General features: G+C 39.2%; 23 protein-coding genes and 1 pseudogene. 9 read left to right on the top strand and 15 right to left on the bottom strand.

The genetic code is table 11. The features are described from left to right. The first annotated feature begins 7 nt into the window (after positions 1–7). Both KI363_RS17205 and KI363_RS17200 read left to right on the top strand, forming a co-directional pair. Positions 8–682, top strand: coding sequence for a response regulator transcription factor (locus KI363_RS17205; protein ID WP_212967094.1), 675 nt, complete (start codon positions 8–10; stop codon positions 680–682). A gap of 22 nt (positions 683–704) precedes the next feature. Then, on the top strand, positions 705–1256 hold the full coding sequence (locus KI363_RS17200) for a CueP family metal-binding protein (RefSeq protein ID WP_212967093.1): 552 nt from the start codon (positions 705–707) through the stop codon (positions 1254–1256). A 166-nt stretch (positions 1257–1422) separates the two neighbouring features. Here the strand turns inward: KI363_RS17200 and KI363_RS17195 are convergent, their stop codons facing one another. The 5 genes from KI363_RS17195 to KI363_RS22290 form a co-directional block, all read right to left on the bottom strand. Further along, positions 1423–3483, bottom strand: coding sequence for a copper-translocating P-type ATPase (locus KI363_RS17195; protein ID WP_373306804.1), 2061 nt, complete (start codon positions 3481–3483; stop codon positions 1423–1425). A gap of 186 nt (positions 3484–3669) precedes the next feature. Then, positions 3670–5217 (bottom strand): multicopper oxidase family protein, encoded by a 1548-nt coding sequence (locus KI363_RS17190; protein ID WP_444543506.1) that lies wholly within the window; start codon positions 5215–5217, stop codon positions 3670–3672. 205 nt (positions 5218–5422) lie between these two features. Beyond that, complete coding sequence (locus tag KI363_RS17185; RefSeq protein ID WP_212967091.1) at positions 5423–5746, bottom strand: ArsR/SmtB family transcription factor; 324 nt, start codon at positions 5744–5746, stop codon at positions 5423–5425. A gap of 3 nt (positions 5747–5749) precedes the next feature. Beyond that, a complete protein-coding gene (locus KI363_RS17180) occupies positions 5750–6175 on the bottom strand; it encodes an SRPBCC family protein (protein ID WP_158321066.1) in 426 nt (141 codons plus the stop codon). Between the two features lie 126 nt (positions 6176–6301). Then, entirely contained in the window at positions 6302–6424 is a 123-nt protein-coding gene (locus KI363_RS22290; protein WP_281414140.1) for a hypothetical protein, read from the bottom strand. 19 nt (positions 6425–6443) lie between these two features. Here KI363_RS22290 and KI363_RS17175 point away from each other — a divergent pair, with 19 nt between their 5' ends. Together KI363_RS17175 and KI363_RS17170 are read left to right on the top strand one after the other, a co-directional pair. After that, entirely contained in the window at positions 6444–6731 is a 288-nt protein-coding gene (locus tag KI363_RS17175; protein WP_212967090.1) for a hypothetical protein, read from the top strand. 36 nt (positions 6732–6767) lie between these two features. After that, entirely contained in the window at positions 6768–7199 is a 432-nt protein-coding gene (locus KI363_RS17170) for a hypothetical protein (protein ID WP_212967089.1), read from the top strand. A gap of 176 nt (positions 7200–7375) precedes the next feature. On the opposite strand, the gene KI363_RS17165 is transcribed toward KI363_RS17170, so the two are convergent. Further along, entirely contained in the window at positions 7376–8020 is a 645-nt protein-coding gene (locus KI363_RS17165; RefSeq protein ID WP_212967088.1) for an SDR family oxidoreductase, read from the bottom strand. Positions 8021–8552: 532 nt separating this feature from the next. Between KI363_RS17165 and KI363_RS17160 the strand changes: the two genes are divergently transcribed. Continuing rightward, positions 8553–9635, top strand: a complete 1083-nt coding sequence (locus tag KI363_RS17160) for an NAD(P)H-dependent flavin oxidoreductase (protein WP_212967087.1) — start codon at positions 8553–8555, stop codon at positions 9633–9635. A gap of 167 nt (positions 9636–9802) precedes the next feature. Here the strand turns inward: KI363_RS17160 and KI363_RS17155 are convergent, their stop codons facing one another. Continuing rightward, positions 9803–10723: a phosphotransferase gene (locus KI363_RS17155; protein WP_246516924.1), complete on the bottom strand. Its 921-nt coding sequence runs from the start codon at positions 10721–10723 to the stop codon at positions 9803–9805. Positions 10724–10993: 270 nt separating this feature from the next. Here KI363_RS17155 and KI363_RS17150 point away from each other — a divergent pair, with 270 nt between their 5' ends. Together KI363_RS17150 and KI363_RS17145 are read left to right on the top strand one after the other, a co-directional pair. After that, positions 10994–11320 carry a YnfA family protein gene (locus KI363_RS17150; protein WP_212967086.1) on the top strand — a complete coding sequence of 109 codons (327 nt, stop codon included), beginning with the start codon at positions 10994–10996 and terminating at the stop codon, positions 11318–11320. Positions 11321–11518: 198 nt separating this feature from the next. After that, a pseudogene (locus KI363_RS17145) lies at positions 11519–11632 on the top strand (DJ-1/PfpI family protein); the annotation flags it as partial. 218 nt (positions 11633–11850) lie between these two features. Here the strand turns inward: KI363_RS17145 and KI363_RS17140 are convergent. The 5 genes from KI363_RS17140 to KI363_RS17120 form a co-directional block, all read right to left on the bottom strand. Continuing rightward, a complete protein-coding gene (locus KI363_RS17140; RefSeq protein WP_246516923.1) occupies positions 11851–13830 on the bottom strand; it encodes a bacteriocin-associated integral membrane family protein in 1980 nt (659 codons plus the stop codon). A gap of 175 nt (positions 13831–14005) precedes the next feature. Next, on the bottom strand, positions 14006–14371 hold the full coding sequence (locus tag KI363_RS17135) for a hypothetical protein (protein WP_246516922.1): 366 nt from the start codon (positions 14369–14371) through the stop codon (positions 14006–14008). Between the two features lie 8 nt (positions 14372–14379). After that, entirely contained in the window at positions 14380–15048 is a 669-nt protein-coding gene (locus KI363_RS17130; RefSeq protein ID WP_212967084.1) for an ABC transporter ATP-binding protein, read from the bottom strand. A gap of 218 nt (positions 15049–15266) precedes the next feature. Then, positions 15267–16073 (bottom strand): sensor histidine kinase, encoded by an 807-nt coding sequence (locus KI363_RS17125; RefSeq protein ID WP_212967083.1) that lies wholly within the window; start codon positions 16071–16073, stop codon positions 15267–15269. A 257-nt stretch (positions 16074–16330) separates the two neighbouring features. Beyond that, complete coding sequence (locus KI363_RS17120; protein ID WP_212967082.1) at positions 16331–17041, bottom strand: response regulator transcription factor; 711 nt, start codon at positions 17039–17041, stop codon at positions 16331–16333. Between the two features lie 388 nt (positions 17042–17429). Here KI363_RS17120 and KI363_RS17115 point away from each other — a divergent pair, with 388 nt between their 5' ends. Next, complete coding sequence (locus KI363_RS17115) at positions 17430–17966, top strand: DUF2975 domain-containing protein (protein ID WP_212967081.1); 537 nt, start codon at positions 17430–17432, stop codon at positions 17964–17966. Positions 17967–17979: 13 nt separating this feature from the next. Then, positions 17980–18192 (top strand): helix-turn-helix domain-containing protein, encoded by a 213-nt coding sequence (locus KI363_RS17110; protein WP_158322190.1) that lies wholly within the window; start codon positions 17980–17982, stop codon positions 18190–18192. Between the two features lie 225 nt (positions 18193–18417). On the opposite strand, the gene KI363_RS17105 is transcribed toward KI363_RS17110, so the two are convergent. From KI363_RS17105 to KI363_RS22410, 3 genes are all read right to left on the bottom strand, one after another. Next, entirely contained in the window at positions 18418–18570 is a 153-nt protein-coding gene (locus tag KI363_RS17105) for a hypothetical protein (RefSeq protein WP_212967080.1), read from the bottom strand. Between the two features lie 102 nt (positions 18571–18672). Next, positions 18673–19326 (bottom strand): aminoglycoside phosphotransferase family protein, encoded by a 654-nt coding sequence (locus tag KI363_RS17100; protein WP_212967079.1) that lies wholly within the window; start codon positions 19324–19326, stop codon positions 18673–18675. 133 nt (positions 19327–19459) lie between these two features. Continuing rightward, positions 19460–19723 carry a Pr6Pr family membrane protein gene (locus KI363_RS22410; RefSeq protein WP_373306806.1) on the bottom strand — a complete coding sequence of 88 codons (264 nt, stop codon included), beginning with the start codon at positions 19721–19723 and terminating at the stop codon, positions 19460–19462. Positions 19724–19859: the final 136 nt, after the last annotated feature.

Genomic DNA, 19859 nt, shown 5'->3' with positions numbered 1-19859 from the left:
AAGGCTCATGCGGAAAATTTTAATTGTGGATGATGAGGAACGGATGCAAAATCTGATTTCTCTTTATTTAATCCCGGCTGGATTTGAATGTGTGGCAAAATCATCAGGTTACGATGCTTTGCTTTATTTACAAAATAACTCCTGTGATCTTGTCATTCTTGACTTAATGATGCCTGAAATGGATGGGTGGGAAACATGTAAGAAGATTAGGGATTTTTCTGATGTTCCCATAATCATGCTTACTGCCAGAACAAATAAATCTGATGTCATCAAAGGGTTAAGTACTGGGGCGGATGATTACATTACAAAACCATTTGATTCAGGAGAACTTCTCGCTCGAATAGAAGCTGTTTTCAGACGTACAAAGTTGCTAGAAAATACAACTATAATCTTCAATGATCTTACTTGGAATCCAGATTCATACTCTCTAAGCTATAAAGACAAGTCCATCCAAGTCACCCCTAAAGAGTTTGCTTTAATTGGCTTATTATTAAAATATCCTAATCGTGTATTTACTAGAGAACAACTTCTCACCATCATTTGGGGACTGGAAGTGGGAACAGAAGACAGAACGATCGATTCTCATATCCGTAACATTCGCGATAAATTAAAAAATGCTGGTTTCCCAATCTATGACCACTTAACAACTGTTTGGGGAGTTGGCTATAAATGGGAAAGCTAACTACAATGAGGAGGAAAATTAAATGAAAAGAACGATTTTTTCAGTTATTGGATTAGTTGCCGTTGCGCTTAGTGTATATTTTTTTGCAACAACAAACAATCGAAATACGCCAGAAGAAGGTGTTACACAAGATATTAAGGAATTGGTGCATGATTACAGTGTAGGTAACATAAAAGACCAGTCCGCCTCTATTACCTCGACAAAGCTCATTGTTACCGACAGTGATGAAAGACAGCTAACCTATGATTTGCCTGAAGACGACTTTTTTGTTTCCATTGCCCCTTACATTAGTCAAACGCATCCATGCGCTAACCATAGCTTAACTGGGTGTCGTGGAGAAATGGCGAACAAAGAGTTTAACGTATTTATTGAAGACATGGAAGGTAACATCGTAATGGATCAAACATTAAAATCTCAATCTAACGGATTTATCGATTTGTGGCTACCACGTGACAAAACATATCGCATAAAAATTGCACACGGTGGAAAAACAGTGGAGTCAGAGCTTTCTACATTTGAGAATGACAATACTTGCATTACAACTATGCAATTGACGGAAAATAAAACCGCCTAACCCCTTTCTTTTTCTAATAAAAAGGTACATATAAATAAAGACAAGAATCGGCCCTCGATCTTTCATATGATAGAGGGGGGTTTTTCTGTGTTTTCTTATCCCTTAGCTGTTTTCATCTATTCATCGATTAGCTAAAAAATCCGGCAAATACACACCGGATTTTTTATCAATCAATCCTTAATAATTTCGCATTTATAGCCACTATGACAGTACTAAGTGACATGAGAATGGCTCCTACTGCTGGACTAAGCACAATCCCCATTGGATAAAAGATACCTGCTGCTAGAGGGATAGCAAATATATTATAGCCAGCTGCCCACCATAGATTTTGTAACATCTTTCGGTAAGTTGCTTTCGAGAGTGTAATAATATTTAAAACATCCATAGGATTGCTTTTGACAAGCACAACATCCGCTGTTTCAATCGCAACATCCGTTCCAGTTCCAATCGCTATACCTAAATCAGCTTTTGCAAGGGCAGGCGCATCATTTACCCCATCCCCTGTCATAGCGGTACGCAGCCCTTCATTTTTTTGTATATACACAATTTTATCCGATTTTTCATGCGGAAGCACTTCTGCAAAAATTTCATCTATGCCCAGTTTCGCTCCAACGTATTGCGCTACCTTAGCATTGTCCCCCGTCAACATGATCGATTTGATATTGATTTGCTTTAATTTATTTATTGCCTCACTTGCTGTATCACGGATGATATCTGCAAGGGCAATCATGCCAGCAATCTTACCGTTCACCAAAGTAAAAACAACCGTCTTGCCTTCCTCAGACCATTCGTTCAATGATTCTTCGTTAATCGATAGTTTTTCAGAACGAACATAACCTGGGCTTACGACCATCACTTCTTTTCCATCCACCTCACCTTGGAGCCCTTTGCCTGTAAGTGATTGAAAATGGCTGACCTGTGGAATGGAAAGTTGTCTTTCTTCCGCAGATGTAAGAATGCCTCGAGCAATTGGATGTTCTGAATGCGCCTCGACTGCAGCTGCCAATGACAATACTTCCTCTTCAGTAAATGGACTGGAGCTAGCGATATTGGTCACACCAAACTCTCCGCGGGTTAATGTTCCTGTTTTATCAAAAACAACAGCTTCGATCAAACGGGCATTTTCAAATGAAGCTCGGTTTCTGATCAACAGACCTTTCTTCGCCGCAATCGCTGTAGAGACCGCCACAACAAGCGGTGCTGCAAGCCCTAATGCGTGTGGACAAGCAATGATAAGCACTGTGACCATTCTGACGATGGCAAAGGAAATGGGGTAGCCCAGTGCAATCCAGATCACAAATGTGAGTAATCCAGCGGCAAGTGCACCGTAAAACAACCATTTTGCTGCCCGATTGGCAAGGTCCTGGGCTCTGGACTTAGACTCTTGTGCCTCCTTGACAAGTTTGATCACCTGAGAAAGATAAGTTCCCTCTCCGGTCTTTTTAATCGATATGATTAAAGACCCCTCGCCATTTACTGAACCACCGATTGCTTCATCTCCAATTCCCTTATCAATTGGAACAGACTCTCCCGTAAGCATTGATTCATCAATCGTTGATGTTCCATCTATTATTTCTCCATCAACAGGAACCTTCTCCCCAGGCCTTACTAAAACGCGATCCCCTTGGCGCAGATCTGTAATATTGACAACTTTTACCTCACCATTTTCATTCATTACACTTGCTTCAGACGGCATTAACTTTGCTAACTCCTCCAAAGCCTTTGAAGCTCCCATGACGGAACGCATTTCAATCCAATGACCAAGAAGCATAATATCAATTAATGTAGCCAATTCCCAGAAGAAATCTTCCCCTACTAAGCCAAAGGCTGCAGCTGAACTGTAGATATAAGCAACAACAATCGCTAATGAAATAAGCGTCATCATCCCCGGGCTTTTATCTTTTATTTCATCTTTTGCCCCAGTTAGAAATGGCCAGCCTCCATAAAAGAAGACGACGGTCGACAGCGCAAACAATATGTACATATCACCCGTAAAACGCCAATTGACGCCCAGAAACATTTGTATCATTGGGGACAAAATCAAAATCGGTATCGTGATGATAAGGGAGATATAAAAGCGTTTTTTAAAATCTTCTACCATATGGGCATGGTGATCATGATGTCCTGAATGTCCTCCATGTGAATGATGGTGGTTCTGGTGGTCTGTACCATTATCGTGAACGCTTGTTTTATGATGTTTAGAATGATCGTGCTCATGCTTAACCAAATGACTCTTTCCTTTCTTTGGGATACGTTACATGTAATTTATCCTGAAAGTTGCCGGAATAAACAAGTAATGCAATTTTCAGGAAAGAATCAATGATGCACAGTGGGGACAATATCGCTTTCAAAATAAATAGTGTTTGCGAACTTAAAGGTAAGGAAACTTCAAAGGATTCCTTCCACTTGAAATTTATTCCACCTTCACCTGTCCCATCATACCGTTATCTTCGTGTTCAAGAATATGACAATGGAACATATACACGCCTTTATTCTTAAATTGTATCGCTATTTTAACTGTTTCATCTGGTTGTATGGAAATACTGTCTTTCCATCCCCGTTCGTTTTCCGGTGGTTCTTCTCCATTTCTGGAAAGTATTTTGAATTGGGTTCCGTGAATGTGGAACGGATGAATCATTCCGCCCATCATGTCTGGCTTATTGTAAATTTCCCATACTTCCGTAACTCCTTGCTCTTGCGTGAAATCAATTCTTTCTGGGTCAAATTTCTTTCCATTTATTGTGACCTGGTCCATCATTCCAAAGAGTTCCACTTCTTTTGTAACTGGTAAGTTCCTCTCTTCCTCTGTCATTGAAAAATCATTCATTTTCCCCGGAACCTCGCTACTCTCTCCGCTCTGATCAGAAACCTCAAATGGTAATAGAATAGATCCATCCTCGTTTATTAACCCCAAGTCTTTTTCTGAATCTATCTTTGAAAAGTCTACAACGATTTCCGCTCGTTCAGATGGTGTCAATGTCATTTCTTTCAGTGTCACCGGTTCATTCAAGAAGCCCCCATCCGTTGCGACTTGTACAAAGGAATCCCCGGTATTCAATTTAAATGTATAGTTCCTTGCATTGGATCCATTTAATAGACGAAGACGAACCTTTTCTTTCTTGAGCGTCAACTTTGGATTCAACGTCCCATTGATCAGTAATGTATCTCCGACTGTGCCATCATCATTCTTTACGGCGCTATAGTTCAATTGTCTTTTTTCATCGAATGTTCGATCTTGAAAAATCAAGGGAATATCATTCTTCCCATATTCATTTGGCAATCCGAGGCTCTTCGAATGGTCATCATCTATATAGATCAATCCTGCAAGTCCATTATAAACCTGTTCTGCGGTTTTCCCTTTTGGATGGGGATGAAACCATAGTGTCGATGCTTCTTGTTTCACTTTAAATTCGATTAACTTTTCCTCACCCGGTTTTAGAGAATCATGTGGTCCCCCATCTGCGTCCCCCGGTACTTCCAGCCCGTGCCAATGAAAAGTTGTTTCCTCATCCAGTTCATTTATCGTTCTAATTTTAACGGTATCTCCTTTACTAAATCGAAGTACCGGTCCTAAAAATGCCCCGTTGTATCCATACGTATTTGTTTCAGTACCATCAAATATTTCCGTTTTCCCTTTTTGTGCTCTGACAGTATATTCAACTCCTTCTCCTTTATCGCGTTCAAGTATGGGTGGGATTTTCAATTCATTTTCCCCGGTAGAGTCGTTTAAACTGATCACCTCATCATGACTCATATGTTCATTCCTCATCTTGTCATGATTCATATGTTTATTTCCCATCTCATCATGATTCATAGCGGAATGATCCATTTCTTCCATATCTTCCTTATTCATAGCAGAATGGTTAGCTTCATCAACAGGTTGTGTACTATTACTACTGCACCCGCTAATAACTAATATACTAATCATTAACACGGTAATCTTAAATTTTATTCCCATCAATCATTTCCCCTTTTCTATGGATGTTTACCTTTGTAGAATAACAAGAAGTTATGGAGAAATTATGCATTTTACTAGACATATATATGAAGAAAAAACAAAAAGAGGCCGGAAAAACTTTCATTGGTGAAAAAGTCTTTCCAGCCTCATATACTTGTTTTAAAATGAATTCCTATTGATTTAAAACGGGCGCCTTGCGCTTTTGTTCCTAAACGTTACTTTCCTCTACAATTTTTTTCAGCGTTGCCAACTTTTCATCCCAATAATGTTCAAAAAACGCAAGCCAATTTTGAATTTCCTTTAATGGTTCTGGGTTAAGTGTATAACGTGTTTCACGTCCTATTCTTTGACTTCTAACAAGACCAGAATTAGACAGAATATGAAGATGCTTATTCACAGCCGTCCGACTTATCGGGAAATGTTCCGCAATCTCTGTTATCGACATTTCCTTTTCGGTAAGCAATTTTAGCACACTACGGCGGGTGGGATCGGAAATGGCTTGGAATACATCGTGCTTAGATTGGTCAAGCATTATTTAACCCTCGATATACGCTGGAAATTTTTCCTTTACAATTTTCTCCCAACCGCCGTCCATAACTCCACGAATGGCTGTGTGTGGTTGTCCGAATTCTGTTACTTTCCCTGCATCCCATCCGGAATGAATAAGGGTAAACTCCGTTTTGCCATCTTCCAACTGTTTCAATTCAAAAGAAAGATGCCAATCCTTTCCCCAATCAAAGCCAACACGGTTAGGAGGGTCAAGCTCAGTTACTTTACATGGAGAATCACCGTATTGACCAGCATGAAGGACGAATTCCTTGCCCAGGACAGGTTCAAAAGAATTCGGCATCCACCAGCCAGCAATACCGTCTGATGTTGAAATGGCCTTCCATACTTTTTCAATTGGAGCGTCGATGACAACTGTTTTACGAATTTCAGGTAATGTTTCTTGTGATTCCATATATGTTTACCTCCTGCATTAAAGTAACACCTTTAAGTGTCACAATGATTATAACACTTAAAGGTGTTATATGAAACATATTTGATTCTTCTTTTCTTACATGTTGTGCAAATACTCATCCAGTATTTATTCAATAATCTCTTCATTCACCCTTCCTATTTTCGCCCGTAAGCTAACAAGGGGTGCTGAATATGTTCTTAAGGAATCAAGTAGACAATATTGCTTATCATCAAAGATTTTTCCGCCCATCTTATCTTGCCTGCCTGCATTGAATTTGCGATTTACAAATTATAATTTTTTCGATCCTTATTATGACAAAACGTATGAGCAAATTGAAGTTCCCGCAGATTTGACTCAGTCGCCTGAAGATACCATTCTCAACTACTTCAGCATTCTACGTGAAGCTGAGAACACAGAAGGAAGAAGCTGTGGAACAATCGGCGAAGCACATATTCCCTATCCACTAGCCTACAACTTTTTATCAAAAGTCTATCAAAAAAGATTAAGCTATGAAGAATATGTTCATTTGTTTGCAGGGGTTGGGCATATAAGCTAAATAAAGCTGTGCAAGGTTTCAGATAGAAAACAGGGTATGAAGTTCTTCTATGAGGTTGAAACGATTGGAGCTTTTGAGGGCAAGAAGGCTGAGTACTTCGGCTATTCTTATGGATTTATCTGGCTTGTTTACGAACAAACAGGTTATCGAATTTCAGATATTCAGCGAATGACCGAAGACTTTCTTTGTGCACCCTATCATGGCTGGGATCAGGATGGAGAATCGATTATCGATGTAAAATATGGAAATTGGTGTAAATTAGTTCAAAAACGATACCCAACTATCCAAAATGGCTATATGAAACATATTTACTTTCATGGGAATGATGGTGCCGATTATTGTTTCATTTTCGTCACATTAACAAATGGAACGGACGTAGAAATTGCTCAATTTCGTAGAGTTGACGATCATAAATGGAAACAGGTAAATATAAAGCCTGAAGAACAATGTATAGCGGAAGACCCTTAAAACAGGCATTTACTCAACAAAAACATGTTTTCTATATACGCGCCTTCCCTGGCGCAACGCCGTTCTGACCCATATCCTGCGGGCCTCCCTACAAACTTCAAGGTCAAACAAAAAGAGGCTGAGAAAAACTCTCATTGGTGAAAAAGTCTTTCTCGCCTCATATACCTTTTATGCCTCTATAATGATTTGAGTGCCTCTTCAATGGGTGTTTCCCCACCAATCATATCAAAGGCTTTTCCAATCGTATGGTTATCCTCCAATGAAGCAATAATTGTTGATGCAACATCCGCGCGGGGGATTTGCCCGCGTTCAAGATCCACCGCCACTTTTATCTTCCCAGTTCCAGGATCATTTGTTAGTCCCCCTGGCCGGATAATTGTATAATCAAGGCCGCTCTTCTCTAACCAAACATCCGCGTAATATTTGGCCGCACTATAATATGGTGCACTACTCATCCATTTGTCACGATGATGAACACCAATCGCACTCACAATCACGAAACGTTTAACCCCAGCTTGTTTGGCTGCTTCCATCGACTTGATGGCTCCGTCTAAATCAATCATCATGGTCTTATCAGCGCCTGTATGACCTCCAGAACCGGCTGTAAATACAATCGCATCCGCCTCCTTTGCCACATTGGCAATATCATCGATGCTTCCTTCTAAATCAACTAGAGCAGTTTTAACACCTTGCTCTTCAAATTTCGCTTTTTGCTCTTCTTTTCGAACCATCGCAATGGCGTTATGCTCACTTGATTCATGCAGCTTTCTCACAACATGCTGTCCTATTTGCCCATTTGCTCCTATGATCAGTACGTTCATGGTATCTCTTCCTTTCTCTATTGGATTTACTACTTACTACTATTGTCTATACCTACACTTTACAACCTAAAGTGATCTCTAAGTCAAGTGATATGAATTCTTTCTGGTCCTTATTCATTTAATTCAGGTAAGTTGCTTGGCTGATTGAATAAACGCAAAAAACAAACAAATTTTTTTACATTTGATCCTTTGAGGTCTACCATTTAAATTAAAGTTCATGAATGTACAGGGTTCGCCATCAATACAATTAATAGCTGGAACCATTTAACTATCACAATGTGTGCCGTTCCCGGTACATATCAACCTCAAGGAAAATAAAAAAAGGGGTAAAGTAAGGCTACATCCCTCCCTTTTGTCTAAATAATCGAAAATAGTATGGTGAGAGGGGTGGAAAGCTTTTCCCCCATTCTTTTGAAATTGTCATCAATTTTATGGTCGGAACAACAAATAGCGTCAGTGTACTTGTTATTTTATCCTGATTATAATATTCGGAAAGGCATGGAAGACACTTTGTAAGACGAGGAGAGATAATATGTGGTATGAAAATAAAGTCACACAGGACTTGAATATCAAATATCCAATTGTTCAAGCGGGAATGGCCGGGGGAATTACAACACCTGAACTAGTGGCCGCCGTTTCCAACAGCGGTGGATTAGGAAGTTTGGGTGCTGGTTATATGAGTTCGGAACAAACGCGAGAGAGCATAAGGAAGGTTAAACAGCTCACGGACAAGCCCTTTGGTGTGAACCTCTTTATCCCGGAAACGCCGGATGTATCCGAAGACGAATTGAAAAAAGCGAACGAATGGCTCCAACCTTTTCGGGAAAAATTGGGCATATCGGAAAAAACGGAGGTAAAAAAACCGACAGCAACCCTTTTTGAACAGCAAATGGAAATCATTATGGAGGAAAGGGTTCCCGTTTGTAGTTTTACATTTGATGTTCCATCGAAAGAAACTGTTCAACAGCTAAAAACGGGGAATATTATGGTAATCGGCACTGCAACGACTGTAAAAGAAGCGATTGCCAACGAGGAAAACGGTGTAGATATGGTGGTTGTCCAAGGAAGCGAGGCCGGGGGACATCGTGGAACCTTTATGGGATCCTTTGAAGAAGCTATGATCGGAACGATGGCGCTTGTCCCGCAAACCGTTGATCAAGTCAATATTCCAGTTATTGCGGCAGGTGGGATCATGGATGGCAGAGGCGTTTTGGCAGCTTTGATACTGGGCGCACAAGCTGTTCAGATGGGAACCGCCTTTGTTACCAGTATAGAAAGCGGAGCAAAAGAACAGCACAAAGAAGCGATTTTGAATAGTACTGAAGAGCAGCCAGTCATCACCTCAGCATTTAGCGGCAAACCGGCAAGAGGTATCCAAAATGATTTCATAACAAAAATGGCGAAACATGAGACGGAACTACCAAAATATCCTATACAAAATACTTTAACAAAAACAATTCGAAGCGAGGCTGCCAAACAAAATCGGCCTGAATGGATGTCACTCTGGTGCGGGCAAAATCCCCGTTCAAGCAAGCACCTATCCGCCAGCAAAGTAATTTCAGACATTGTTTCACAAGTTGATGACATTGTGAAACATATAGAAACAAGGGGATAGCGATCTTTTCCCTTTATCAAAAGCTAAATAAAGGCTGATCCATATTATACATGTATGATATGGATCAGCCTTTTACTGTTAATTTATAAAAAAGCTTGATTATATTCAACCTGTGTTACACCAACAATTGCGCTCTATTGCTGTATTATCTACATAAATATTACTTCTTAATCCAAGGTATAGTCATCATCTATCAGTACAGGAATTAAGCTTGTGAACAAATTTCGTTGAGATGGATTTTTCCAGTCCTCTTCATATTCAGCCATAAGCCACATCACTTCATCAAGAAAGACGTGCTGCTTCGCTTTTCCCCAATACAATATTTCATTTTTAGTTAAGGAAATATGTGTTTTATATCCCGATAAAAACAGTTTCCATTCCTGTTTTGTAAAAATTCGGTCCGGCGCTTTATTATGCTCATTATGAAAAAGCAGTAGGGCCAATGCTAAGTCAAAGATTCTTGGTATCCAAGTCGCATTATCTGGATCAATTAAATAGGGCTCTGGGGTTAAAACCAAATTATTCGCTTTATAATCATGCGGTGTTGCTACATGTGGTAAACCTACATGGTATAGCTCTTCTTGATTAGCCACACTTTCTAGCAACTTTGGTTTTAACCTCCTATCAATTTCCACTTCAGCTTTTTCTGCATGTTGCACAATTGCATCCATACTTTCTTCGACTTCTTGTTGATTAAAATCGTAAACATCATATTCATAAAGATCATAAGTATTGTATGTAGGAGAAAGGCTATGAATTTGACCTAACAATTTCCCGACTTTAAAGATTTCATTTTCTTTCGCTGAGTACCCTATACCTTCTATAAACGGATAAACAACGAAATTTGCATCCTCACATTTTTGTGGATTATCTACTGACAACTCAACAGGTGTCACCACATTTACCCCGTTGTCTTTTAACATAGTTGTATAAGCTATCACACTATTCGCTCTACTTTGTGTGCGCTTTACAACGACACCATATTCTCCATACTTCACATGATATACTGGTGAAAATGGATAAATACTCAAAGGTTCTTCTTTAACTTCAAATCCAAATTTATTCAGAATCTCTTTTCCAGTTATCATGTTTTCTTTTCCCCTAATTAATGTAGTTTTGTGCTTCTCTATTTCGTATGAAAACAGGTTATATTAGAACTCACTATTTCACTCCAATGTTTAAATGTATTTTATCATATTTTATGTATAGTTGTGGCTATTCATTCGTTTTCCAATCAAGAAATGGGCCCAATAGTTTTTAAAACTTTGAATGCACGAACTTGCGGAACCTGGGAACCTTCAACAAAGATACGTTATAATAACTTTATGGATGAAAGAGTGTAAAGGAGTTCGTTCGGAATGATTTATGCAATTATTTTGTTTGTACTTGCAGGTTTAGCTGAAATAGGTGGCGATTATCTAATTTGGGTATGGTTAAGGGAAGGAAAACCGTTTTATTGGGGCATCTTTGGAGGCATAGCTTTGGCTTTATATGGTGTTATTGCTACATTTCAATCATTTCCATCGTTCGGTAGAGTCTACGCAGCCTATGGGGGAGTATTTATTATTCTCTCTGTATTGTGGGGATGGGGCATTGATAAAAAAACACCTGATTTCTATGATTGGGTAGGTGCAGGAATATGTTTAGTTGGTGTTTCGGTTATTTTGTTGGCACCGCGCCAGTAAGGAAAGAGTAGATAACTGGGCAAATTATCCATTCAGAAGGTAGATTTATCTGAGGGTAGGGAATATATTATGGTACAACAAGAATGGAGTTCACTCGAGGTGAATAGGTTTTTCATCCAGAGAATGGGCTCCTAATGAGTAAATGGGGTTCCTGGCCCGGAAATGGGCTTCTCATGAGGTGAATGGGTTTTAAGTCTAGCAGGTGCAGACTACCGTGATGAAGAGGTCGTTGTTAGTGAAAATCTGATCACATCACGTACTCCGGTAGATGAACCTGCGTTTATCCGTGAAATCTTAGCGAAATTAACTTAATTTATCCAAAGGAGGATGGAGTTTCCAAAGAGGGAATTCCTTTCCTCCATATATTATTTATAGCCAAAAAATGTGCACGTTTTTTAGATCGTCCATTTAAAAAGCATCAGAAGCAATTCAAAGAGGCTAATTACTCCCAGATATTTTCTTACTTAAGGGCAAATTAGTGTTTCCATTTAAGCACCTTCATTCCTAAAATATAGACTGTTAATCTGTAATTAAATCCTACGTTTACTGACTCCGTTGAAACACCAACTTGCGGCAAAAAGATGAGATAGCGGAACCATAAGCAATCCATAAGCCGCAATCAGAAGTACAATTCCTAGCGCATTAGGTCTTTGTAACATTACAATGATGCTCACGAGAATCCCTCCCACAAACAATTCCTTGCCCACACGGCTTTGAAGGATTCGCATCCAAGACCGACCTGCCATCCTTAGTGGGAAGTCACGTTTCGCCTGTAATGTTGCGGTGATCAAGGCACTGATGGCAGTAGCAACACTAAAAGCAATCACCTGTGCAATCAGCGAAAGGTTCTGCAACCACGCAAGGTATGCTGCGAACTGAGCTTGTAGTATCCCCTCTTCGGCAATGTAAATAACTTTCAGTTCACCGTTGATCCCACGATCACGTAGCGCTCGAACATCCAGGCTATGTCGTTCCAATAATTGCTGTGTAGCTGTTACACCAGTGAACACTACATTGCTACTCGAAATCATCGAGGTCAAAGTAGAATCATTAAAGGTATCGGACAGTGAGGGAACGACAGCGAGCAAGATATCATCTCCAAAGTGAAGACTCTCGCCCCCTCCCCCTTGAGCCACTGGAAATCGGAATCCCTCAACTGGGTGAAAAAATTGTATGGATTCGAATCTATTCTTGGAATGCTCTTTGTTTGACAATACCTCAATTTCTTCCTGGATTCCGTGAATAAGTTCTTCTGAAAGTTTGTGGTACGAAACAGGTGCGATCGCTCGTTGTTTCGCACCCTTAGTGACTAAGTCCAGCCAACCTTGGTTTACGAAGGAGACGGCGGAATATTTGCCAAAATCAATCGAAGGCCACATTTCCTGGGTGTAAGTATAGGAAAGTGCTACTGCTTCAGCCGATTCTGCATCCTTTACCATCTCGCCAATTTTGGGCTCCATATCAGCCATTTCATCAGTGTCTGTTGCAAATACAATTGATACTTGGTTTGAAAGTTTCTTCCACTGCGCCATTTCAACTGCCTTAGCAGACGAGTGTTTATATGCAGACCAAGCAGGTGCCGCCGTAGCCACCACTAAAATAAATGTTAACGCCTGGATTACAATTGACACTGCCCGAAGGCTTTTTACAGCTGGTTGTCTAGTGGCAAGCATGGTAGCACTCGGCCACGCAGAGGCTGACATAATAAGCGCAGCAAGCATGGATATGGCCATTACAACGACTTGGAGACTTATTAACACTTTGATAAAGGTACTGACGTACATCCAGCCATGAAAAACACCTACATAGCTTGTTGCAACGATTGCTACAATTCCCGCAGAAATGAGTAGTGCTCCACCAAATTCTGTAAGGTCTTGCATTTGAATACGGACAATCGGAGAACCGCCCAGAATCCGGAGGGCGCGTCCTCGCGCCTTCACTGACAACCAGAACAGCGCAAGCGAGGCAGTCAGTGCTAACGATGCCAGAACTACGGTTGTAAATCCCCTTTCCATTACCACGAATACAAGACTATCCAAGATTGAGGCATCCCAACGAGTCATCTTCACCCCCGCATCTTTCAAAGTGTCTTCAAACTCACTCAAACGAGCAGTATTGCCAGTCACAAGGTATACTCCATCCGGATAGGAAAAGTCAAGTCGATCTTTACCAACAATCTTCCCGGTCTCGTCGCCATTGAACCAAGTAAACTCGTCAGGCGGACCTTCTCCGTTAAGCGTAACAAAAATCTTGTCATCTTTATCGCTAGCAAGATCCGGCGCAATCTTGATCAATCCAAGACCCAAGCGCGCATCAAGTTCTTTCAACTTCGAAAAGGCTTCATTGATAGAGAACTCCGATTCGTTGAAGCTGATATCAAGCCTGCTCTTGCTCCCAATAGCCTGTGGAAAATCACGATCATTCAGGTCGGTAATGATTGCAGCTAACAAGGCAAGTAAAGTAAACAATACGCCCGAAACAATCACTATCATACGCTTGTACATACTCATCTCTCTTTCACCCCCTCTTTCTTTTTAAACCTTTCTTTGGTACTGCCTTCCTTTACGACGATATCAGCATGCAAGTTGGTACAGATGATTGCATCATATCTGCTATGTTTTTAAGATAACAGACATGCAACAACGCGAAGGACGACACGTAAGACGAACTGGTTAAAAGATTGTGTTAACGCCTCACCAAATGTACAGGTACTTCAAATCCCTCGCTACGAGTAAGAAAGTGACGGATGGCCTCACGTTCAGCTTTCGAATCATAGGTCACCAAAATAAGCCCTCGATCTAAGTCATCAGGACACGGTCTATCTACTTCCACCTTAATCCCTTCTCCTAGCCTCTCTATTTCCTTGGCGAGTTTTCCATGATCATTCAAAGCATCAGTAGCCTCTGTGACGGTTGGTAGTTGATCGCACGGCGGGTGTGTGTCTTTCGGCGCTGTCGTGATCCAACCGTTTATAAACGCAAACGTTCCTCCTAGCATTAGCAAACCAACAATGACACTAATAATCATTTTAGAAGTTAATTTCACAAGCATCCCCCTCGTTAGATGTTCCGCAATTTTTGTGGCGAGTTGTTGGCCCCGACCTGATGCAAGGCATCGCACGCCTCCATCATCTCGGAATCATGCGTAGACACAATAACCGTCCGACCACGCACAGCAAAGTCCGCAAGCAGTTCGATGACCGTACGCCTGTTCGCTTCATCGAGTGAAGCAGTTGGCTCATCAACAAACAAGATATCAGCATCCTTGTAAATAGCACGAGACAAGGCAAGCCGCTGTTTCTCTCCTCCACTCAGATGTCCAGCCAACTCATTTTCTCTACCTGTAAGGCCAGTCTGTTCGAGTGAATGCATTAACTTTTCTTTGTTTCCCGAGACACGTCCACCAATAATATTCGTCTTCATAGTGACATTGAAGGCAACGGATTCCTCGTCCATAATCCCATAATCCTGAAGTACAAATGCCGCGTGATTTCGCCAAAATTGCCGTCGTGCCGCAGTCCCGTACTTTGTAACATTGTTCCCGTCAATCAGGATGCTGCCCTTATCTACCGGGAGCAATAATCCAAGGCAGTGAAGGAGTGTCGTCTTTCCTGATCCACTCGCACCAACGAGGGCTGTTATGGTACCTGGCTTGCAACGGACAGACTCCCCGTTCAGTACAAGACGCCCACCAATTGCCACCGAAATGTCCTGGGCTTCCATTAACATTTGCACCACCCACCTACTTCGACGAATGTTGAGTCCATCGCCACTATAGTCATCAACATCCATTTGAACGTTTGATATAATCCTTTTCTTTTCCGTCTATACAACGTTTTTTTCATTTATTTCATTCCTCCCAATTCAGTCCCATTCGTTTCTATACTCAGTAGTATAGGGCAAAAAAATAAACACCATTGAAATGGTGTCTTAACAGAATCTTAATTTTAGCAAGGAAATAAAATTTTGATCTTCGTCCCTTTATTTGGCTCACTTTCGATTTTAATCTGACCTCCTTGTTTTTCAATAAACTGCTTGGCAATAGACATTCCCAACCCTGATCCAAGATGGGATTTGTCCGTGGTTGTCCCTCGGTAATATTGATTAAATAATTGCTTAATGGTTTGTTCATCCATTCCAATTCCATTATCTTTAATTTCTAATAAGGTTAAATCTTCTGCTGTTTCTATGGAAACATCAATGGTTGTTTCAGGGGGATTATGATAGATAGCATTCATAATGAAATTTTCTAATGCTCTTTTTAATAATGTCTGATCAAAAGATAATAAAATATCGCCTTCGTTCTTGACGTTTAAATGGATGGGGTAATCATTGGCCATTGGATATTGACGAAGATCTTTCAAAACATTTCTTACAAAAACGACCAAATCCGTAGTATAGATATTCAAAGGAATCTGCATTTTATCAAACTCATAAACAACACTTAAATCATCAATTAATTGCTCCATATATAAAGATTTTTCTTCAATAATTTTAGCAAATTCCTTAATTTCTTCCTCATCCCATTTATGATCGGAACGAAGCATGGCAGCATAACCTTTGATGTAGGATAAGGGCGTTTTTAGATCATGTGTCACTCCAGAAGTCCAATTTTCCCTTGTTTCCTCAAGTTCTTTTCGTTCCTTCTCTGCCGCATTCAGTTGATATGTTAAACCATCGAGCTTGGTTTTAATTTCCAAAAACGGACGAAACCTCATCTTATTTAAAGAGAAATTCTTTATTGGATCGGGCATTTTAAAGACCCCTAGGGATAATTGATCAATCCAGCGTATAAAGAAGAAAAGAGGCTTCCTGATTTGGCGGTCGATAACAAGACCAATCAGAATAAGCATCCCAAGGGATAGTAGCGGAAATAAAACATATGTCGCGAATCCATTAATTTCTAAGGGAATGCTCAAAAAGTTGAGTACTGAAAAACCAGTTATAAAAAAAACAGCGCCTAAGGTTAGAAGAAGCATTATGAATATTAATGAAATTTTGGTTTCTAATTTCATTGGGGACTCCCTTGGCTTTCGGTATTTAGCATATAACCTAACCCTCTGACATTTTTTAGATACATCGGATGTTTAGGGTCTGTTTCTATTTTTTGACGCAGGCGACTAATATGGACCATAACCGTATTTTCTTTCCCCACAACACTATAATCTCCCCAAACTCTTTCATATAGATAGTCTACGCTAAAAACCTGATTGGGATGCTGGCACATGAATTTAAGTAGTTGAAACTCCTTAGCTGGGCAATTGACTTCGTTTCCTTCCACGATTAACTTTGCTTGGTCATAATACAGGACAAAGCGGTCTGTTCGAAACACCTGTGACGTTTCTGGCATTTTTCTCCTTTGACGATATAAGATGGCCTTGATTCGGGCAGCGACTTCAAGGGGATTAAAAGGCTTCGTTATATAATCATCGCCGCCTATAGAAAAGCCGGTTAACTTGTCAATATCAGTAGTGCGTGCTGTTAAAAAGATAATGGGAACATCTGATATATCTCTAATTTGTTGGCACAAATCGAAACCGTTTGTATCAGGTAGCATAACATCAAGCAATATGAGATCAATCTCGTGCTCCTTAACCTTTTTCATTGCTTCAGCACCCGACTCAGCTTGATATATCTCTTGAAATCCTTCCTTATTTAATAAACGTTTTAGCATTTTAATTAATCCTACTTCATCTTCTATAATGAGTATACTTTCTTTCACATCTACCCCTCCTCGTCTACCAGTAATATATTTTTTACATTTGTTTCTGTCAACTTATAAAAAAAGACCATCAAATTGATGATCTGAACCTGCTATATCATGATTGACATTTTTTAGGACTTTACTTCATTAACTGTCCCGTTGAACCCAAACCTTTTTTTGGATTAACACTTCTATGGTTATTTTCAATTTCTTTAGTTATGGATGATTTCTATCCAGTCACCCATCTTTCAATTTGAACACCAACAAACTTTCGAATTGCTTTGGTCAAACTAAATTTTGAAGCTATACGTCAGGAATTTCCTTGAAAAAAGGCAATTAAAATTATCGTTTGACAATAATTCATTATTGTTTTAAAATAATCCGTATTATAAGGGGGCGATATCTAATGAATCTCTTTACCAAGACCGTTTTAAAATCTTTGTCAATTGTGTCGCTAATTGCTCAAGTTTTATGTGCGTTTGCTGGATTAGTACTATTATTTGCGTCTGGAGCTTTATTGTTAGTATCAAAAGGAGTCAAAGAGCAATTGCTACAGTACACAGATTTAACCTCAAACACAAACCTATCAGTATGGGGTTTAATACTTTCTTGCTTAGTCGCGCTGGCAATCATTGCTTGTTTGTTTATCATTATGTACGCTCTGCATAAAATGATTGGTAATATTTACGAACAACACTACTTTGTTTCTCAAAATCTCAAGTATCTCAAACTAATTTTAATCTCGTTCACAAGCTTTACCATTTTACAGTTCATTAGTCAGTTGTTCTTTGCACAAGCACATGCGTACAATGTCAGTGATATTTTTTCAGAATCCTGGTCAAGTTTAATGGGAAATATTCTTCTGTTAGCCATCGTTTACACAATTTATGTGGTTTTTAAATACGGCATGCATTTGCAAGAGGATTCTAACAACGTGATTTAGGTGGGGGCTCCTAATGATAAAAGTTAATCTAGATCGAGTAATGCTAGAAAGAAAAATTTCTTCAAAAGAGTTAGCAGAAAAAATTGATATTACTCCAGCTAATTTATCAATACTAAAAACAGGTAAAGCGCGTGGTATTCGCTTTGCCACACTAGAAAAAATCTGTCAGACCTTAAATTGTCAACCTGGTGATATACTCGAATATGAAGAAAAAGCCGACATATAGCAAAGCATTTGTTATATGTCAGTTTTCAACTATTCCGCTGCTGCACTCATCTCATTCAGTGAAAAAATACCGAAGATGATTAAAAAACTCAAAATAGAACTCGTTCAACCTAAACATACGCTAATAATCGACCAGATTAATTTTATTACTTTGGCGGACGAAACCCCGCTTCCACAGCTTCTTCTTCCATACAAAACTTCACTTCTACTTTTATAACCCCGATGGCTACAATTTACAGTTATCAAACCATTCGGGTGCTTTATTATTGATAAAATTGTGGGTTTCAATCATATATCGAGTTCTTTCTTGTACATACTTTAAATTCCCCATTGTATAACCACCAATTTGACTCGCATGCAAATTTAATGCAACAAACAAGTTATACTTTCTCCAGAATAGGTCAGGTATTTTGTTATCAAAATATCCCATTACCTGGCCTTTAGCAAAATAAGCGCTTACTTGTATAGTATATTTAGGTAATTAAAAAAAGTCTTCTAATGGATCTCCCCAATCAAATGAATCAAAATCAATAATACCATTTAATTTCTTGTCTTTTATAATTAAATTTTGGGGATGAAAATCGTCATGTTGAAAACATACAGGACTATTTTTTATGATAGATATGTTCTTATCGATATAACTTTCTATAAATCTCTGTTTATAGAAAGTCAGTCCTAACTTTTTGCATGTTTCTATTTTATTTCGATATTTTTCTAACCGTTCTTTATACCAATTAGAGGAATTATCTTGAGTTATTAAATGAATCTTTCTTAGTTCTTTTCCGGCCTGTTCCCCAATCTTATATTGTAGGTCCGTTCCTAATGTTGGCAACGCTGTATCTCCACTCATACCATCTATGTATGATAATACTAAATAGCACACTTGCTCCTCTTCGTTTGATTCAAATATAATTGGTTGGTGGCACAACACGTTATTTTCATAATGCTTCTTTAATAAATCAAACTGCAACTTAATTCTATCCCTTTTCTCAATGTTGTAGATCTTCAGTAAATATAAGGGTTTGTTTTCCGAATAAAGCTTAAATTTTTTTGCGCTTGAATACCCAGATTCTAATTCTTTATATGTGTCTACTGGTAAGGCGTGGTAAGAAATAATGTCTTTTATATTAATCATTAACTCCCCCTTTTTTTACAATATTAATAATCGTTCTTCATTCGATTTCCTTGTTACAGAAAAACGCCCATTCGCGAATACGGTGAACACATATTAGTAGTATTGCTAAATAAGGTTTTAAATTTATATCATATTAACCTTTTAATATTTTGTCTTGCAGGAACTTCTCATTTTTAAATCTAAAAATAATTCTGTTTATTAAAATTAGCAGGAAACCAAGCATGCAATACACAAAAGATAAACCTATAATGACTAGTGCTACATTTGCATAGCTGCCAACTCCATAAGGAATATGACCATTCGGATTTAGAAAGAAATAAGGATAGAATCCATCATACATACCTCTTATTAATGATATAGTGCCGTAAAGTATTGGGAAAGCTAACCAAAAGACGATTAATTTATATGATGCTAGTATAGTTTCATGGACACATCTAAGTTAAATTTATACAATGACTTTTAAGGAGGATGTGTCCGATGAGTAAGAAAAATAATGGGAAACGGTATAACGATGATTTCCGAAAAATGATTGT

Source organism: Lederbergia ruris (assembly GCF_018332955.1).
GTDB lineage: Bacteria > Bacillota > Bacilli > Bacillales > Bacillaceae_C > Lederbergia > Lederbergia ruris.
Note: the sequence above shows the minus strand (reverse complement) of the source record. Positions and strands in the feature narration are given on the sequence as shown.

Excerpts from the sequence above, each read along its gene's own strand:
- KI363_RS17205 (WP_212967094.1), top strand. The coding sequence starts at position 8 with ATGCGGAAAATTTTAATTGTGGATGATGAGGAACGGATGCAAAATCTG.
- KI363_RS17200 (WP_212967093.1), top strand. The coding sequence starts at position 705 with ATGAAAAGAACGATTTTTTCAGTTATTGGATTAGTTGCCGTTGCGCTT.
- KI363_RS17185 (WP_212967091.1), bottom strand. The coding sequence starts at position 5,746 with ATGCTTGACCAATCTAAGCACGATGTATTCCAAGCCATTTCCGATCCC.
- KI363_RS17180 (WP_158321066.1), bottom strand. The coding sequence starts at position 6,175 with ATGGAATCACAAGAAACATTACCTGAAATTCGTAAAACAGTTGTCATC.
- KI363_RS22290 (WP_281414140.1), bottom strand. The coding sequence starts at position 6,424 with ATGGGCGGAAAAATCTTTGATGATAAGCAATATTGTCTACTTGATTCC.
- KI363_RS17170 (WP_212967089.1), top strand. The coding sequence starts at position 6,768 with ATGAAGTTCTTCTATGAGGTTGAAACGATTGGAGCTTTTGAGGGCAAG.
- KI363_RS17165 (WP_212967088.1), bottom strand. The coding sequence starts at position 8,020 with ATGAACGTACTGATCATAGGAGCAAATGGGCAAATAGGACAGCATGTT.
- KI363_RS17160 (WP_212967087.1), top strand. The coding sequence starts at position 8,553 with ATGTGGTATGAAAATAAAGTCACACAGGACTTGAATATCAAATATCCA.
- KI363_RS17155 (WP_246516924.1), bottom strand. The coding sequence starts at position 10,723 with ATGATAACTGGAAAAGAGATTCTGAATAAATTTGGATTTGAAGTTAAA.
- KI363_RS17150 (WP_212967086.1), top strand. The coding sequence starts at position 10,994 with ATGATTTATGCAATTATTTTGTTTGTACTTGCAGGTTTAGCTGAAATA.
- KI363_RS17140 (WP_246516923.1), bottom strand. The coding sequence starts at position 13,830 with ATGAGTATGTACAAGCGTATGATAGTGATTGTTTCGGGCGTATTGTTT.
- KI363_RS17135 (WP_246516922.1), bottom strand. The coding sequence starts at position 14,371 with ATGCTTGTGAAATTAACTTCTAAAATGATTATTAGTGTCATTGTTGGT.
- KI363_RS17130 (WP_212967084.1), bottom strand. The coding sequence starts at position 15,048 with ATGTTAATGGAAGCCCAGGACATTTCGGTGGCAATTGGTGGGCGTCTT.
- KI363_RS17125 (WP_212967083.1), bottom strand. The coding sequence starts at position 16,073 with ATGCCCGATCCAATAAAGAATTTCTCTTTAAATAAGATGAGGTTTCGT.
- KI363_RS17115 (WP_212967081.1), top strand. The coding sequence starts at position 17,430 with ATGAATCTCTTTACCAAGACCGTTTTAAAATCTTTGTCAATTGTGTCG.
- KI363_RS17110 (WP_158322190.1), top strand. The coding sequence starts at position 17,980 with ATGATAAAAGTTAATCTAGATCGAGTAATGCTAGAAAGAAAAATTTCT.
- KI363_RS17100 (WP_212967079.1), bottom strand. The coding sequence starts at position 19,326 with ATGATTAATATAAAAGACATTATTTCTTACCACGCCTTACCAGTAGAC.